At 39.8% G+C, this 17524-nt stretch carries 16 protein-coding genes; 13 read left to right on the top strand and 3 right to left on the bottom strand.

Annotated elements, in window-relative coordinates:
• The first annotated feature begins 8 nt into the window (after positions 1-8).
• Together FAZ19_RS17110 and FAZ19_RS17115 are read left to right on the top strand one after the other, a co-directional pair.
• Entirely contained in the window at positions 9-1448 is a 1440-nt protein-coding gene (locus FAZ19_RS17110) for a sulfatase family protein (protein WP_229707617.1), read from the top strand.
• Positions 1449-1456: 8 nt separating this feature from the next.
• Entirely contained in the window at positions 1457-2842 is a 1386-nt protein-coding gene (locus tag FAZ19_RS17115; protein WP_136821966.1) for a sulfatase-like hydrolase/transferase, read from the top strand.
• 39 nt (positions 2843-2881) lie between these two features.
• Here FAZ19_RS17115 and FAZ19_RS17120 read toward each other — a convergent pair whose 3' ends face one another.
• On the bottom strand, positions 2882-3301 hold the full coding sequence (locus tag FAZ19_RS17120; RefSeq protein WP_136821967.1) for a hypothetical protein: 420 nt from the start codon (positions 3299-3301) through the stop codon (positions 2882-2884).
• Between the two features lie 132 nt (positions 3302-3433).
• Between FAZ19_RS17120 and FAZ19_RS17125 the strand changes: the two genes are divergently transcribed.
• The 11 genes from FAZ19_RS17125 (at position 3434) to FAZ19_RS17175 (ending at position 14235) form a co-directional block, all read left to right on the top strand.
• Positions 3434-5341, top strand: a complete 1908-nt coding sequence (locus tag FAZ19_RS17125; RefSeq protein ID WP_136821968.1) for an AAA domain-containing protein — start codon at positions 3434-3436, stop codon at positions 5339-5341.
• Positions 5342-5447: 106 nt separating this feature from the next.
• Positions 5448-6836, top strand: a complete 1389-nt coding sequence (locus tag FAZ19_RS17130; RefSeq protein WP_169305692.1) for a M20/M25/M40 family metallo-hydrolase — start codon at positions 5448-5450, stop codon at positions 6834-6836.
• A 290-nt stretch (positions 6837-7126) separates the two neighbouring features.
• Entirely contained in the window at positions 7127-7969 is an 843-nt protein-coding gene (locus tag FAZ19_RS17135) for an ABC transporter ATP-binding protein (protein ID WP_136821970.1), read from the top strand.
• Complete coding sequence (locus FAZ19_RS17140) at positions 7962-8765, top strand: hypothetical protein (protein WP_136821971.1); 804 nt, start codon at positions 7962-7964, stop codon at positions 8763-8765. Before FAZ19_RS17135 ends, FAZ19_RS17140 begins: the two co-directional genes overlap by 8 nt.
• 1 nt (position 8766) lies before the next feature.
• Positions 8767-9144, top strand: a complete 378-nt coding sequence (locus FAZ19_RS17145; protein ID WP_136821972.1) for a GntR family transcriptional regulator — start codon at positions 8767-8769, stop codon at positions 9142-9144.
• 86 nt (positions 9145-9230) lie between these two features.
• A complete protein-coding gene (locus FAZ19_RS17150; protein ID WP_136821973.1) occupies positions 9231-10088 on the top strand; it encodes a hypothetical protein in 858 nt (285 codons plus the stop codon).
• 189 nt (positions 10089-10277) lie between these two features.
• The gene (locus tag FAZ19_RS17155; RefSeq protein WP_136821974.1) at positions 10278-10991 is read left to right on the top strand and encodes a response regulator transcription factor; all 714 of its coding nucleotides are present in this window, start codon (positions 10278-10280) and stop codon (positions 10989-10991) included.
• A gap of 2 nt (positions 10992-10993) precedes the next feature.
• Positions 10994-12352 carry a HAMP domain-containing sensor histidine kinase gene (locus FAZ19_RS17160; protein ID WP_136821975.1) on the top strand — a complete coding sequence of 453 codons (1359 nt, stop codon included), beginning with the start codon at positions 10994-10996 and terminating at the stop codon, positions 12350-12352.
• Between the two features lie 129 nt (positions 12353-12481).
• Complete coding sequence (locus FAZ19_RS17165) at positions 12482-12997, top strand: hypothetical protein (RefSeq protein ID WP_136821976.1); 516 nt, start codon at positions 12482-12484, stop codon at positions 12995-12997.
• Entirely contained in the window at positions 12984-13484 is a 501-nt protein-coding gene (locus FAZ19_RS17170) for a hypothetical protein (RefSeq protein WP_136821977.1), read from the top strand. Before FAZ19_RS17165 ends, FAZ19_RS17170 begins: the two co-directional genes overlap by 14 nt.
• Complete coding sequence (locus tag FAZ19_RS17175) at positions 13468-14235, top strand: YoaK family protein (protein WP_136821978.1); 768 nt, start codon at positions 13468-13470, stop codon at positions 14233-14235. The genes FAZ19_RS17170 and FAZ19_RS17175 overlap by 17 nt, the downstream gene beginning before the upstream one ends.
• On the opposite strand, the gene FAZ19_RS17180 is transcribed toward FAZ19_RS17175, so the two are convergent.
• Together FAZ19_RS17180 and FAZ19_RS17185 are read right to left on the bottom strand one after the other, a co-directional pair.
• Entirely contained in the window at positions 14201-15349 is a 1149-nt protein-coding gene (locus tag FAZ19_RS17180) for a PepSY-associated TM helix domain-containing protein (protein WP_136821979.1), read from the bottom strand. The genes FAZ19_RS17175 and FAZ19_RS17180 overlap by 35 nt on opposite strands.
• Entirely contained in the window at positions 15350-17419 is a 2070-nt protein-coding gene (locus FAZ19_RS17185) for a TonB-dependent receptor (RefSeq protein ID WP_229707616.1), read from the bottom strand.
• Between the last annotated feature and the right edge of the window lie 105 nt (positions 17420-17524).

A 17524-nucleotide genomic window follows, 5' to 3' on the forward strand; every position in this document is an offset into this window, starting at 1 on the left:
AAAAGTGGATGAAAAAAATTGAACAAAGACATCTGTATCTCAACTTTAAGGATTGCAGACACTACATTTTATTGACGCTCATTCTATTTATCGGGTTTTGTCCCAAAGTTTTTTCACAGCAAGCCACTATGGCTTCGTCTTCTAAAGCGAATCGTCCTAATATCTTGGTTATCATGGCGGATGATTTAGATAGCAGACAGTTGAGCTGTTATGGAGGTATGAATTTACAAACTACCCATATCGATCGGCTCGCTAGCGAAGGCGTGAAATTTAATAACCTAGTTGCCTCAGAAGCTATGTGTGTACCCACACGAGCATCTTTGTTTACAGGCCTTTATCCAGTACGACATGGTGCCTATCAGAATCATAAGCCTGTAAACCCAGATTTGAAAAGTGTAGTACATTACCTAGCAGAACAGGGGTACCGGGTAGGTCTAACCGGAAAAGATCATGTTACCAAACCGCGATCCATTTTCCCTTTTCGCATTGTGCCCGGATTTGAAAAAAACTGTATTGCTACTACCGATGAATATTTTTTGGACAGCATTGCCCATTTTATAGAAGAAGAGGAGCCCTATTGCCTTTTCGTGATGAGCGCCAATCCTCATGCACCTTGGACGGTGGGAGACCCTTCCGAATTTGATAAGGACAAGCTCATCCTACCGGCACATTGGGTAGATACCGACCTAACCCGTAGACAATTCGTAAAGTATCTAGCCGAGGTGCGACGGTTGGACAATCAAGTCGGAGATGTATTGAAACTTCTGGAACAACAAAACCAATTGGACAATACTATTGTGATTTTTCTGGGAGAACAAGGACCTCAGTTTCCCGGTGGCAAATGGACGTTATATGATAATGGACAACTCAGTTCGATGTTGATTAGGTGGCCTGGTATAATCCCTCCGGGTAGCACAACTGATGCAATTGTTCAATATGAGGATATCATGCCGACCTTGTTTGCAATTGCCGGAGGAGCATCTTTAGAATCTTTAGATGGACGAAGTTTTCTTCCTGTAATCAAAGATCCTAAAAGATCTTTTAGGAAGTACGCTTATGGTATTCATAATAATATCCCCGAAGGACCCTCATATCCCATCCGAAGTATTCGAAATGACCGGTTTAAGCTCATTCTCAATTTAAAAGCGAACCAAAGGTATCATATCAAGTACATGACGGATACAACTAATATGCAGCAAGTGTACACATCATGGGTAGCCAAAGGGAAAAACGATAAGGAGTCCGATAAACTAGCACAACGGATCGTCAAGCATTCTCCGGTGGAGTTTTATGACCTACAGAATGATCCGTACGAATTAGAAAACCAATCTGATAACCCTGCATACCATTCAACCATTGCGGAGATGAAAGAAGAACTACTTAATTGGATGGAAAAGCAAGGCGATACAGGAATAGCGCTAGACATTCCGATTGAAAGAAATAACTAATTAGTAAAATGAAAAATATACTTTCCAGATTTGCAGGAGTTGTGAGACTGATTAAAGCCTCCATCGTATTGATATTGGCATCGTATTCATTTTTGTTAAAAGCGCAAGATATACCCAAACCGAATATCATTTTAATCTTGGCAGACGATTTGGGGATTGGCGATGTCAGCTGTTACTATGGAAAGTATAGCACCCCGAATATTGATAAGATCGCCGCTGAAGGTATTCGGTTTACCAATTATTATAGTTCATCACCGATATGTTCCCCATCACGAGCAGGTATTCTCACAGGTCAATCGCCTGCCAAATTACATTTTACGACATTTTTAAATACCCGCGAGGATAATAAGAGAAAGCAGCAGGTCGATTATTTGGATCCGAATGTTCCGTCCATTGCCCAGTTATTAAAATCGGAGGGATATGTTGCCGGGCATTTTGGGAAATGGCATATGGGGGGAGGACGTGATGTTACAGAAGCGCCTAACTTCGACCAGTATGGATTTGATGAATGGTCCGGTACCTATGAGAGTCCCGATCCTGATCCGGCTATTACTGCCACTAATTGGATTTGGAGCGACAAAGATAGTGTAAAGCGATGGAATCGTACAGCGTATTTTGTCGAAAAGACGTTAAGCTTTTTGAAAGAAAATAAAGGTAAGCCGTGCTATGTAAACCTTTGGACAGATGATGTGCACACACCTTGGGTAGCAGGAGATGATGAAGTGGGCAGATACCCGGGGAAGCCGGAAGAAGAGCGAAGCTTCGAAGCTGTATTGGCAGAATTTGATCAGCAACTAGGAAGATTGATGGATGGTTTAAAGGAATTAGGTATTGATCACAACACCTTAGTAATCTTCACCAGCGATAATGGACCGTTACCAACTTTTGGACAAGACCGATCAGCAGGGCTACGCGGTAGTAAATTGTCTCTCTATGAAGGCGGAATAAACATGCCGTTTATTGCACGTTGGCCTGCTAAAATTAAAAAGAATGAGACTGATACGACATCCATATTATCAGCTTTAGATTTGTTCCCATCATTTTGTGCTTTGGCAGGAGTGGATCTTGGGAATTCTGATTTATTAGACGGAGAAGATCGAAGTGCGACGTGGTTAGGGAGGCCATCACCACGAAAGGAACCATTAATTTGGGAATATGGGCGTAATAGTTCTTTTTTTAGCTTTCCCAAAGCACCCAACCGAAGTCCCGCGCTAGCCTACCGATGGGAGAATTGGAAGTTCTTGATGAATTTAGATCAAAGTGGTATGGAGTTATATAATTTAGCGACAGACAAGAAAGAATCAGTCAATCTTGTATCACAGCACCCAGATTTGGTAAAGAAATTTAGTAATACACTTTTGGAATGGTGGATACGACTGCCGTTATTTGAATGATTTACACGTTTATTTTACATAATAGCTACTTCTTAACATCTACGGCATTTCCCATTCCGAAGCAATAAAGTAGTATGGTCCATTTTCCATTTTGCCTCCTCTGGGAGAGACAAGATCGCCTTCATAAAATACCCCAAGTTTATTGGTTATTTTTTTTGTTGCGAATAAGCTCCACGCCTTTCCTAGCTTGCTTTGTTCCCAGTCCGGGTGAATAGAGGTTGGATTTGAGCGAGACAGCACTTTTGCATTGTATATGTTAGGGGCAAGACCTAGGTCGACCGCAACAACAGTAGAATCCATGTCTGTTGTCATATTCTGCTGCGAGTTACTATTAGTAAAGGAGTCTACATCTACCTTTATCGTATCAGAAGCTGTATTTTTACCGTCCGATCCGGATCGACAGGAAATGGTCGACATCACGACGAGACATACCGGTAGTAATTGTTGTATTTTCATCATAAAAAACTTTAAGCAATAATGCTGCCGATTGTTTTCAAAGCGCAATAGTACATGTAAATTTGTTATGCCTAATATCAGATCATGTTATAAAAACAGTTACTTTGCAACTGTTTTTATAACGAGAATATCTCTATGAATTATTTTGACGAGCTCACTGCCTTATTGAATGAGGAAAAATATTATGATAAGGCCCAACACGAATCCCTGATTTTAAAAAGCAATCTAAACGAACGACGGGCGCAAGGTGTTACTTGGTTTCCAGTTTCAATAACCAATAGTGAACTTGGTCGCGGCGATTACGTAACGATTACGTTGACCAAGACTAATAATCTGGAAGAAAATCATCGTTTTCGATTCGGCATGCCAGTTTCCTTGTTTTCTAATTATGCTCCCAGTGACGACCGCATTGATGGCATTATATCCTTCGTTAGTAGAGATATCATGCGGATTTCATTTCGAGTGGATGAGTTACCCGAGTGGAGCCGAAGGGGAAAACTTGGTGTCGATCTACTATTTGACGAAAACTCCTATAGAGAAATGCAGGATGCTTTGTGTCAGGCTAAGGAATTGCGTACTGATGTGAAGCAAGGAAAGCTTATCCGACAGCTTATCGGGGAGGAATCTCTTTGGCATGATCAGGTACACGTTGCCTACGAACACCCCGAACTCAATGCAAGTCAAAATAATGCTATTCAACATATCTTAAGTTCGTGTCCACTAGCTATTGTACATGGTCCTCCTGGTACGGGCAAGACCACCACATTGATTAGAGCCGTACAGGCTCTATTAAAGCAAGAAGCCAAACAGATCTTATTTGTTGCACCCAGTAATACAGCGGTTGATGTCCTGACCGAACGTCTAGATGCAATTGGAATTTCAGTAGTCCGTATCGGTAATCCCGTTAAGGTGTCTGATCACCTTCAAGAGCTCACGTTGGATGCCAAGGTAGAAAAACATAATGCGAATAAAGAGCTTAAAAATCTGGAAAAGCAAGCCCGCGCGTATACAGAAATGGCCCATAAATACAAGCGCCATTTTGGTAAAACAGAACGGGAGCAACGAAAAGCTTTGTTTGATGAAGCGCGCAAAATCCGGAAAGAGGTTGATCGAGTTCAGGATTATATTGTTGAAGATATCTTGAACAGGGTAGAAGTGATCACCGCGACGTTAGTAGGAGCAAACCATTATACGATCCGTAACAGAAGGTATGAAACGGTTATAATAGATGAAGCGGCTCAAGCATTGGAACCTGCTTGCTGGATTCCAATCCTAAAAGCAAACAACGTAATATTAGCGGGAGATCATTGCCAACTGCCCCCCACCGTCAAATCCAGTAACAATTCCAGAGAAGGTCTTTACCATACCTTGTTCGAAAAATTGATAGTACATTATCCGGCAGCAGTTTCTTTATTAAACGTGCAATATAGGATGAATGCGCAGATTATGAAGTATCCATCGCAGGCCCTCTACGCAGATCAATTGCAAGCTGCGGAACCGATATCGAATTGGACCTTACTCCATGATGCAACACCCATACTCTTTATTGATACAGCAGGTGCTGGATTTGAAGAAACGCAGATTGATGGTGCTATCTATAATACCGAAGAGGCCCATTTTTTAAAGGTACACCTCCGTTCGCTGCTTAAGGATCTGCAGTTATCTTATGCGAATCAGGTATTCCCCAGTATTGGTATTATCACCCCGTATCGAAGGCAAGCTATTTTGCTTAAAGAAATAATAGAGCAAGATGAAGAACTACAGCCTTTTGCCGCCTTGGTTCAAATAAACACGATCGATAGTTTTCAGGGGCAAGAAAAAGACATCGTTTACATCAGCTTAACCCGAAGCAACACCGAGCAGCAAATTGGTTTTTTAAGTGACGTACGGCGCATGAATGTAGCGATGACCCGAGCTAAGAAAAAGCTGATTGTGATAGGCGATACCAGCACAATCGGGCAACATCGTTTTTATAAAGATTTTCTGGATTACATCGAATCCATTAATCGATACCACAGTGTGTGGGAATGGAGTGCACTGTGATAACGATGAGCACTTAATGAATTATTTTTAGTTAAATTTTGGTACTCAATTGTTTTACTTGATCTTCATAATGCGTATTTTTAGGGCACTCAATCTAACATTAAACATGAGAAAATTATTTTCTATATTATTTATATCGTTTGGCGGTATGCAGATCAATTGTGCACAACAGGATTCCATTATGTTCGATAGGATCTACCATGAATCCTTTTATAACGGTCAAGCTTATGATAATTTAAGATACCTAACCAAAGAAATTGGACACCGGATCGCAGGCTCAAAAAAAGCAGACCAGGCAGTTGTCTGGTCAAAAGGGTTAATGGAAGGGCTAGGTTTGGATAAGGTGTATTTACAGAATGTAGAAGTACCTTATTGGGATAGGGGGCCAAAAGAGAAAGCGCATATTGTAGAGACCGGCGAACCTTTAAATGTACTGGCATTGGGAGGGTCCGTGGCTACGCCGATCAACGGTCTGGAAGCAGAAGTTATAGAAATCGAATTACTCAGCGATTTGCGTAAATATGGGGAGCAAGTACGTGGAAAAATCGTTTTCATCAATAAGCCTTGGGATGAATCTATGGTAGAAACCGGTGTGGCTTATGGCCTCAATGCTGGCCAACGTAGCCGTGGACCAGGGGAAGCAGCGAAACTGGGAGCCGTGGCGTTTCTGTTCAGATCCTTATCCTCTTCTGCCATAGATGATTATCCGCATACAGGAGGTACACGGTATATCGATGGAGTAGATCGCATCCCGGCAATAGCTATATCGGCAGTATCTGCAAATCGATTGAGTGAGAGATTAAAAGAAAATCCTAAAGCAAAGGTTTATCTAGAACAGCATGCTGCTTGGAAAGATAATGTACCAACGCATAATGTCATTGGTGAATGGATTGGGAGCGAATTCCCAGAAAAGATAATTACCATTGGAGGGCATATCGATTCCTGGGATGTTGGAGAAGGAGCACACGATAACGGGACGGGTACCATGGGTACTTTAGATGCGTTGCGTACGTTAAAAGCTTTAGGTTATAAACCGCGGCATACCATTCGATTGGTTTTTTATATGAATGAAGAGAACGGTGTACACGGATCCATGGCATATGGAAGATATGCTAAGGATAAAAATGAACAATTGATTGCGGGTATTGAAAGTGATGCCGGTGGTTTTGCACCGAGAGGGTTCGATATTAAAGCATCTGCTTCGCAGGTTGAATGGATGCAGAAGCACTGGAAGCCATTATTCGAACAGAAATTCTGGGTTTCTCGTTTCTTAAGCGGTAGCCCCGGAGTTGATTCAGGCGTGTGGGGAGAACATTTTCCTAATACAACCATGTTTAACTTTAGGCCTGATCCGCACCGCTATTTTGATTTGCATCACACGGACAAAGACGTTTTCGAAGCAGTAGATAGACGAGAATTGCAATCAGGTGTAGCCGCGATAGCTTCTTTGCTCTATTTGGTTGATCAACAAATTGATGAGTTACATAAGAAATAAGCATTGTATTGGGATTTGTTGGATGGGAAGAAATGAAAAAGCTGTTTAAAAAGAAAGGTTTTCAAACGGGGAGAATGAAAACCTTTACTAACCAATTATAAACCTAAATTATGATGATACAAATATAGTGTGTTTTATACACTAAGTGCAAGTGCTTTATTGTAAATAGACATTCGAATGACAATATGGGTCTAATTTCCTTACCTCAAACAAGACAATTATTTTTTTATAAAAATTGGATATTAAAATAATTGTTATAATTTAGTGTATTATTTAAGTAGTACACTAGTATGATAACTATTCAAAACCTAAATTTTAATTACAATAAGGCTAGGCCCTTATTTAAAAACATGAATATGCAGCTGACCGAAGGGCATATTTATGGCTTGCTTGGTAAAAATGGAGCCGGCAAATCGACTTTGCTAAAAAACATTGCCGGTCTTGTCTATCCTTCCGCGGGCGTATTACAAGTGCTCGGGCATAATCCTGCTCGACGCGAACCTTCGCTTTTACAACAGATTAGTTTTATTCCTGAAGAATTTCACCTACCGGCAGTCAAATCACCGACTTACGTGAAGGTGAATGCACCTTTTTACCCCAATTTTGATCGGACGTATTTAGATACACTATTAGCCGAATTTGATATTCCCATCGAGCAGAAACTTTCCGAAATGAGCTATGGGCAAAAGAAAAAATATATTATTGCCTTCGGATTGGCAACCAATGCGAAATTGATTATTATGGATGAACCAACGAATGGGCTGGATATTCCATCTAAAGCACAATTTCGAAAAATAATGGCCTCAGCGATGACGGACGACCGTTGTATTATCATATCTACGCATCAAGTGCGTGATCTGGATAATCTTATTGATGCTGTTATTCTGCTAGACGAACAAAAAGTAGTCCTTAATGCCTCCATTGACGAAATCACAACGGCGTTTACGTTTAAGAAGGTGAAGGAGCTGGATGATACCGTTTTATACGCTGAAGAGGCGTTAGGTGGTTATCAGGTGATAACAACTAATCATAGTCTCGAGGACTCTAAGTTCGATATGGAGTTATTATTTAATGCGGTTTTAGCAGAAAAAGGAAACATTACCTCACTTTTAAATATAGCTCATCATGAATAACATATTTAATTTCAATCGCTTTTCTCTTCTGATACGCCGGGAATGGATTAATTTCGGAAAAATTTATCTTATTTCACTCGCTGTCGTCGCAGGTGTAGTTCTCGCGTTCTACGGCTATTATGTGTATGAACAATTACATTATGGTCATGGAAACTGGCGTGGTAGTCTGGGCTTTAGGCCGGTTATATTTGTGTTTTTAGGGCTATTATTCTTAACAATGACCTCCAGTAGTTATTTCTCCGATCTGGGGCAAAAGCCCAAGGCGATCATTGAACTACTGATTCCCGCTTCCACGTTGGAGAAATTTTTGGCGAGCTTGGTGTATACGGTTTTCTTAACGATAGGCTCCTTTCTTCTAATTTTCTATGTGATCGATTTCGCCTTTTTGTCGTATATACGTGGTTTTACCAAAGAAACGACATCGTACATAGCGGCAGACGGAACAGCTGTTGTAATCGATCACTTAGCTTATTTTTTTAACCAGCCGTTACCAGACGCCACTAAATATTTTTTTGTGTTACCTTTTTTGTTAAATAGTATTTTCTTATTGGGATCCATTTATTTCAAGAATTTCCATTATATAAAAACAGCAGTCAGTGTGATGATTTATATCGCCTGTTGGATTGGTATATTAGTTTTTATCATGCAAGGGGCTACTCGGAATACGATATGGGTAGGAGATAATTTTTGGCGGGAGGAGATGAATGTGTTACGGATTATTGGTGCAGTAGGTGTGTTGTTGACCTTATTTTTCTGGTTTCTGAGCTACCTACGCCTGAAAGAAAAGGAGGCATAATATGGATTTTAATAATAACAAAGCAATCTATTTACAAATTGTAGAACACGTTTGTGAGCATATCTTACTCGGCACATGGAAGCCGGAAGAAAAAATTCCTTCGGTTAGGGATATGGCCGTCAGCGTGGAAGTAAATCCGAATACAGTAGCGCGTACATATGAATTATTACAGCAAAAGGGCATTATCAATAACAAAAGGGGAGTAGGTTTCTTTTTGAGTACAGATGCGATCCAGCAGGTACAATCGTACCGGAAAGCGGCGTTTATTGATGACGAACTACCGCAGGTATTTAAAAATATGTATTTACTAGAAGTTACGACGGAGGACATCCGCCGGATGTACGAAGCGTTTATTAAGCAAAATTTCAACACCAAATAGCGACGCCAGGACGATGTGAATAGGATCAACAGCAGTTTAATTCAAAATCACTTCGCGTGTTCAGCGCTTATAATAAAAAAAGAACAATGAAACTAAGTAATAAACTATTGATAGGTCTGGCAACGATACTTTTAGTCGTGCCGATCTGTGTGTGCTATATTGTTGTGAAAGCCAATCGGGCGGACGCGCATACGTATAGAGATCTCCTGTACAAGGAAGCTACAAGTTTGCAGGTGCCAGATAAATATATGCGGACGGTCTCTGTTGAGCCTTTTAAGAAAGTTAAACTGTTGGGTTCAGGAAATACCTCTATTAATCTTCAGCATATAAACAGCGATAGATTTGCCATCAAAGCAGATAAGGATAAGGAATCGGATTTTGTTTATCATATTGATGACCAAGGGAATTTGGAAATCGATTTTCAGAATCGTAAGCAGTATAGTCAGCTCTCAATCTCCATCTTTTCACCGAATGTAGAGGAATTGACGGTTTCTAATATTCACATACAGGATTTTACGATACAGGCTCCTGAATTTCATGTATCGTTGGAAAAACAAAGCGCTTTTAGTTTTGGATTGAATACCAAGATAGATCACTTATATATGAATGTCAGCCAGTCCAATCTTGACATGCGATGGGTTGATGTTGTTAACGAGCCGATGCATGGGGTACGCGACCTCACTCTAGACCTTAACAGCAGTTCAGTTCGAATCCATAAGAGGGCTTTTGGTAAACTATATGCAAGTATAAAAGATTCTGAAATTGCATTTAATTTGCAGAAAGATACGACAGGCCATATCGAAGAAATGAACATCTTTACGAAGGGAAAATCTGCGGTGTATATGAATGGTACTGAAATAAAAAGCTTGCTCGGGAGCCTTTCCGACCAGACTATGACAGATCTTCCTGTATATCATTTGCGTAAATTGTTAAATAGCAAATAGGATCGGCAGAATAGTATAGCCACGTATAGTGTACTTCGTAAATCGTGTGTGGCTACACTATTCTCTAGTCAAAAAGAAGACACCATTTCTTCTTTACAATAAGTTTGCTGGTAAATTATAATGTTGCTCTTTATTGAAAATATTTGTATATTTTAGCTATTCGTTATAAACGAAGTTAATTTTCAATATATGGTTACGCAAAAAATTTTGTTGGTAGAGGATGAGCGAAATGTAGCTGAATTCATTGTACAGGGGTTAGTGGAAGATGGCTATGCCGTATCGCATGTGAATAATTATGAAGAAGCGCTTCAAATTGTGCGTAACGACCGTATTGATCTCGTGATTTTAGATGTTTTGCTTCCTGAAGTAAATGGACTTGAAATATGTAAAAACTTTAGAAATTTAGGCTACAAAGACTTGCCTATATTGATGGTAACTGCGTTGGGGAGTCCGGAAAATGTAGTATTAGGTCTGGATAGCGGTGCTGACGATTACCTCTCTAAACCTTTTAAGCTTATAGAACTGAAAGCGCGAATTCGCTCTTTGATCCGACGGAAAAGTGAAATCGCGAACCATTTAATTAATCAAGAAGAAAAAAAGTACAGCTACGGGTTCCTAGAACTGAATGATTTTAAAAAAATAGCGTATTGCGAAGGTCAGGAACTAAATCTTACATCCACAGAATATCGACTTTTGATGCTTTTCATCCAGACTCCGAAAAAAGTATTCAATCGGAATGAACTTTTGGATAAGGTCTGGGGGATCAATTTTGACATTGGATCTAATGTCGTAGACGTTTATGTAAATTATTTGAGAAAAAAAATTGAGAAAATAACGACAAAAAAGGCGATACATACCGTTATAGGCATGGGATACGTATTAAAAATAGACGATAATAGTTAAAAATGCATAAATACAATAGAACATTATATTCGCTGATTACTATCCTTATTGTTTATACAGTCTCTTTTGTGATCTTTGTTTTTTACTCCATCTCTAATTTTGCCTTTACAGATTTTTATAAACGATTGGACTTAAGGAGAAAACTGGCCGCAGAGCAGATGCTTAATGAAGATCCTAGGAATGAAGATTTCAAATGGACGTATGAGAATGTTGAAAATCTCGACAAGCAACATAATTTTATTGTCGAATTTGACCACACACATACAATATTATATAATAACGGTTTGGATCCTGCACTTTGGAAAGAGATTAGTAAAGTAGGCCATGCTAATTTTAAGATAGGAACCAAGTTTTATTCGACAGATGTCTATAAGAACGATGGTAAAATGTATGTTGTCGGAGTTTCTGCCGAGAATTATTTCTATACCCATCATATCGCATATCTACGAAACTTGTTATTTATCAGTGTAGTTTTGGGGGTTCTTTTTGTCATCGTGGTCTCTTTACTTGTAAAGCGATCATTTCTAAGACCAATTAACGGTATTATAAATGAGGTAGAAAAAATAGGTTCAGAAAATCTATTTCTTCGTCTTAAAGAAACGGAAGACAAGAGTGTGTTGAATAAATTAGCGATAACATTTAATAGAATGCTATCTAGGATAGAAACTTCCTTTGAGACGCAAAAAAACTTCGTTAGCAACGCATCCCATGAGCTAAATACACCCTTGACTTCCATCATCGGAACAGCAGATTTAGCACTGTCAAAGGAACGTACTGTAGCGGAATACCAACAATCGTTGACGAAGATAATAGCCGCAGCGGATAATCTCGAAAAAAAGACCAATGCGTTACTGTTATTGGCACGTACAGGCTATGAAAATAATGGAAGTAATTTTAAGCCGGTACGTATCGATCAGATTATTATGGATTCAGATCTAACTGTAAAGGCGATCAATGAACGATTCCATATTAAAACGGATTTCACCCTACTTCCCGAAGATAGCATGAAGCTAAAGGTATATGGATCGTCTGCTTTGCTACAATTGGCTTTTTCGAATATCATATCGAATGCCTGTAAATATTCTTCCGACCATACCGCTTACGTAGCTCTTGGTGCACTTGATAATAGTGTTATTGTGCTCATTAAAGATGAAGGTATTGGTATTCCTGAACAGGATCTTCCTTACATTTTTGATCCGTACTTTAGAGCTTCTAACACCGGAAATTTCTCAGGCTATGGTATAGGATTACCTCTGGCACGAAATATTATTCGGATGCATAATGGAAAATTAAATGTGTCTTCTGTGCTGGGGGAAGGCACAACGGTGCGGATAGAACTACCTACGGTTACCTCTTTTTAATCTTATTCTAATGTATGTTGGATCATTCTAATTACATTCTAATATGACCTAAAAAGTCTCACACAAAACTAATGTGAGGCTAATCTCGTTGCAATTTCACTGTCCTAACTTTGAAAAAAAAATCAAAATATGGCTAGGACAAAGCGTGTTCTCATTCAAACAGACTTCACTGTCAATTCACTAAATATTGTTGTAGATCTACTAGATCGGTATCCCGATCAATGTTTTGAAATTATCCTCGTACATGGTTTACAATCTGATAATTCCATTACCGAATTACTTGGTTTTCACGCTGAAGATCATCTCGAAGTACTACAGACGGAAGAATTTATTAAGGCTTGTCAGCTCATGCGTTCGAAATACGGTGAACGCATAAATGAAATGTATGCGGATATCATCACATCCCAAACGAACAATTACTTTAGGAATTACTGCAAGGGCAGCCGAGTAGATCATCTTGTAATTGCAAAGGATTATAGGTTTGAGAGCGCTACACAGAGAAGTTTCGATCTATTGGAAATATTTAATAAGAATTCCAATGTCGGTCTTTCGGCAGTTTACCTAGGTACGCGGTTAGAAAATGTCCCTGTCATAGATAAGTTAGATAGTTTATTTTTTAGGAGGAATTGGCATGTTACATTTTAAACGAAAAAGACTACTTGCGATCACCTATATCTTATTGGTTTCGTTGTTGCTTACTGCAGCATACATGGTTATGCATTTTGAGAATCCGGAACGCCTTATCCAAGGTGAATGGGTCGAAACAGGATGGTATTTAGAAAAAACCGATAGCAAGGCACGACATTCGGAATGGGAGCTACAACATAGCTTACGAGAAGAAATTATGAAAGATCTTGAGTTGTTTAATGTCAAAGTCTGGGAGTTCGACAACGATGGAACGATTAAAGCGGCTAATAATTCATTGAATGAACGCATAGAGTGGTATATCAGAGGCAGGGGGCATATTTTGCAATTAGTTAGGGAAGGTAAACAACTTGAAAGTTTCCAGATCGCCAATATAGATCGAAATACATTAGAATTGCACCTTAATCTGGATCTACAAGTGAGAGGGGTGCTGAAAATTAAATTAGAAAGAAAGGGATATCAAGAAGATTATGCTGAGAAAATATAGTAATCATAGAACTGTTAGCGATAACATTAAGTTGGGTGGTCTGACGGCCTTTTCAGCGGGTATGGTGAATGTCATATCGGTTATCGTCTTTTTTGCATTTACGTCGAATATTACCGGATATTATGCGGTTTTTGCACAGGAGTTATCGAAGGGAAACTGGTACCAAGGAGCTGTTGTGCTTTTCTGGATTCTTTTATTCTTCTTTGGAGGTGTAATTTCAAATGCAGTTATTATTCACGGAAAGAGTTTATGGGGGCAGTATGTATCACACGCGATTCCTGTCGTACTCGAGCTTTTAAGCATCCTATTTGTAGGAGTGTACCTCGATTTTTTTTACAATGACTCTTTGCAAGAAACCGAACTTTTGGTAGGTGCCCTGTTATTTGCAATGGGGCTGCAGAATGGTTTAACAGCCAGTATCTCAAATTCAGTTGTAAAGACCACCCATTTAACCGGCTTAACAACCGATTTGGCCATTATGGTTTCGATGTTCACAAAGACAAAGAACAGACAAAATAAACAATTGGTCGACAAATTTCATTTGTTGTTGGTTATTTTGTTTTCCTATTTTCTTGGCGGATTGCTCAGTGGGGTCTATTATTTTTACTTCGGTAATCAAACATTTTATTTAGTATGCTTTGTGCTAGTGCTCATCGCTTTCTTTGATTTTTATAAATTAAAGCGCGTGAAGTATCTTTATGAAAGACGGGCACGGATTAAGAAATCTTCCTACTCTTATTCCACCAGATAATATATCCGGTTACGGGTAAACTGGCGCATATCAACGAAATGAAAAAAGCAAGTATTTTAGTCAACATGCCCCGGATGTTGCCGGTGTGGATATCATAGTTTAGCGATGCGATTTTATCACCTGCAGCCAGCGATTTGCTTGATTTTATTTCCTTAATTCGGAGATCCTTTTTGTTAAAATAGTACCATTCAAAAAGCCCGCTCCGTTGTTCAAGATGTCGGATTTGTATATCGACTGTCGGAGCCTCTATCGATCTAAGGCGTATTGACATCATACCTGCGCGGCTATGTTTTGCTAAAGCATAATGCAGCGCATTGTCCAGCGGATCGGTGTACATACTATCTATTGACGTCAGAGGTTTTAGCTGTGCGATTTGAGCGTGATCGTTTGTTGAAAAATTATTCAGAAAAGATGTATACCCCTTTTTGAACTCAGGAAACGAGAAGACCAGTCCGGTAATAGCTAGGATCAGTGCCAGAAGGAAGCTATAGAAACCGAGTACATTATGTAGGTCATAGTTGAAGCGTTTCCATTTCACTTTGGTCTTGAGCCAAATGGCGCGCTTAAGGGTTTTACCTTTCCATTTTTTTGGCCACCAGAGTATTATTCCAGATAGCAAGAGAAGAACAAAAATAGCGGTTGAATAACCTACAACCGGATGACCATACTTTTTACCGAGTAGTAAATGAAGATGCATTTGTAACATCAGCTGAAAAAACTCAGTTTTAGAATTTTCAATCGCTGCGACTTCTCCGGTATACGGGTTAACGAAAATCCGTTTGTAGTATACATAATAATTCCAATACCCAAACGCGCTTTCGTCTGTTTCCTGCGCACGGAATACCCAGGTCCGGTCCGGTGCAGGATAAAGATCAACACGAGAGACGCGCTCTTCCTGTCCAAGTGCTCCCTGCGCAATGTGGAGTAATTCACTTAAAGGCAGGGGAGATGCTTGATCGATTTGCTGCTGGATAATATATTTTTGTGGGTATACCAGTAGCTTGAGGTCATCGTGAAAGGTATAGAAACATCCCGTAACGCTCAGGATGAACACCACGATGCCCGTTATTATGCCAAGCCACTTGTGAAGCCAAAGAACTACTTTTTTAAACACTTAAAATCTGTAATTGACGTTTAACGAAGCAATTGTTCCCATGCCTTTTACATAGTTGACGTTTTCAGCCCGATATTGACTAAGTACGGTATAATAATCTGTGTTAAAAAGATTCTCTATCCCCAAGCCCATTGACCATTGATTATTTATCCTATGTGAAGCATTTAGATTAAAGAGGTTTACATCGTTTACAGGACCTTCTGCAGCACGGTACTTTCGGGTAGATTCAACTGGTTCGAATCGATCTCTAGCACTGGTATGTACCCAGAAGAGCTGTATATTCCAAGCAGGATTTGGCGTAAAATAGAGGTATCCCGTCGCTTTAGGAGGACCTATCAATGATCCATTAATATAGTTTTTGGTTCCATTTTCCTGCTCGGATTTTCCTTCAACATAGGCATATGTGCCACCTACTGTCCACTGGGGAGATAATCTCGCATTTAACGCTATCTCGTATCCGTAGATATTTTGAGGTGTACGTTGTGGCATCAGATAACCTCCTACATCTACAAGTTCGGCACCCAATTTTGAGGTACTTCGATAGTACGCCGCAGAGAGCTGAAATATACTATATGTGCTGGAAAAACCTATTTCATAATTATTTGTGATAATGGGATCTGTTTTCAGACTATCCAGATCATTGTCTGTGGCTCGCCGCACAATACGTCCGAGTTCGTTGATAGCAAATCCTTGCGAAAAACTGATAAATGGATTGAAAAAATCATATTTATTGAAACGCAAGCCGGCATTAAACATTGTTCCCCGATAGGGAATCTTACCGCCTGTTACGGCAATACTACCTGCATTGTCAGGACCTGTAGCTATGGTGTTGAAATCGTTGATTTTTACCGAAGCATTTTCATATCGGAGTCCACCTTTGAAGATCAAATTTTCTAAAAAGTCAATCTTTAGTTGTGCATAAGGAGCCATATTGATCATATCCATATTAGGAATGTATACTCTCCCGTCGGTTAAATCTTGATTGGTCACATCGTTAAGTAAGTCGAGGCCATATGTGACCTCGGAAGGGAATTGACCTAATAGAAAGGGCGTATTTAGATTGATACGTAGTCCTTTTTTTGTTGAATTTATTTGTGTTTGCCCTGGTCCATACCACGCTGTCGCATTCGCGACATAGCGGTTCATTGACCTAAATGTATTGTAATAACCAGATACCTGTAATAGCGTGTTGTTAAAGAGATTGTTTTTGGTATAGGTTAACATTGCATTGTGATTGTACGGTGTACCGGCAGGCTCTCCCGGATCTTCCCCTTTAATACCTATGGTCGGCGATTCTCCATATATACCAGCCTGACTAATGTATTTTGCATGCTGTGTGCTGTTATATAAATTGTAAACTGCAATTAAAGAGGAAGAAGCGTCAATATCGTAACCCAATTTAACAAACGCATTATATTGGTAACTGTTTGACAATCCATCTGTTTGCCCCAGTGCTAGACCGTCGGCGTCTCGTTGTAATCCCATGTAGTCTGCCGAACCACTTGCTGTATAACTGAATTTGTTAAGACGACCATATAAACTTTGGGCAATCCGATAACCGGCTGTTTCACCACTTCGGTAGGGTTGTAGTGTACTTCTCACTGTGGTAACACCCCCAATAGGATTGCTTAGGCTATCGTTTCTTTTGGTTATATAATTGATGATCCCTCCAGCTGAACCATTTCCATATATAGAAGTAGCACCTTTGATCACTTCAACACGCTCGATGACGCTGGGATCTATGGAGCGTATATCTCGCTGTCCATTCATCAAGGGAGTAGATTGCGGAATTCCATCAATCAGTACCAACACCGATCTGCCCCGTAGCGTTTGGCCGGAATTCGTGGCTTTATTAGTCGCGGTACCTAATCCCGGAATTGTATTACCTAGTATACTTGCTAAATTGGTGCTTATTTGGCTTTGTGCTTCGATCTCTTTCGTAGAGAGGATAGAAATAGAAGAAGGTACAGTCGATATACTTTCAGGTTTACGACCAGCAGTCACCACTACTTCGTTAAGATTTTGCACGGTGTCCAATAATGTCAGTTTTGTTGAATTTTGGGACCTCACGTTTTGAGCTGATGTATGTAGCCCGTTGATAAGAAGTAAGCCTATCGCTAACGACTGAATATAATGATGTCTTTGAAAATTGAATATATAACACATTTATTTAGA

The sequence above is a fragment of the Sphingobacterium alkalisoli genome, from assembly GCF_005049105.1.
Taxonomy (GTDB): domain Bacteria; phylum Bacteroidota; class Bacteroidia; order Sphingobacteriales; family Sphingobacteriaceae; genus Sphingobacterium; species Sphingobacterium alkalisoli.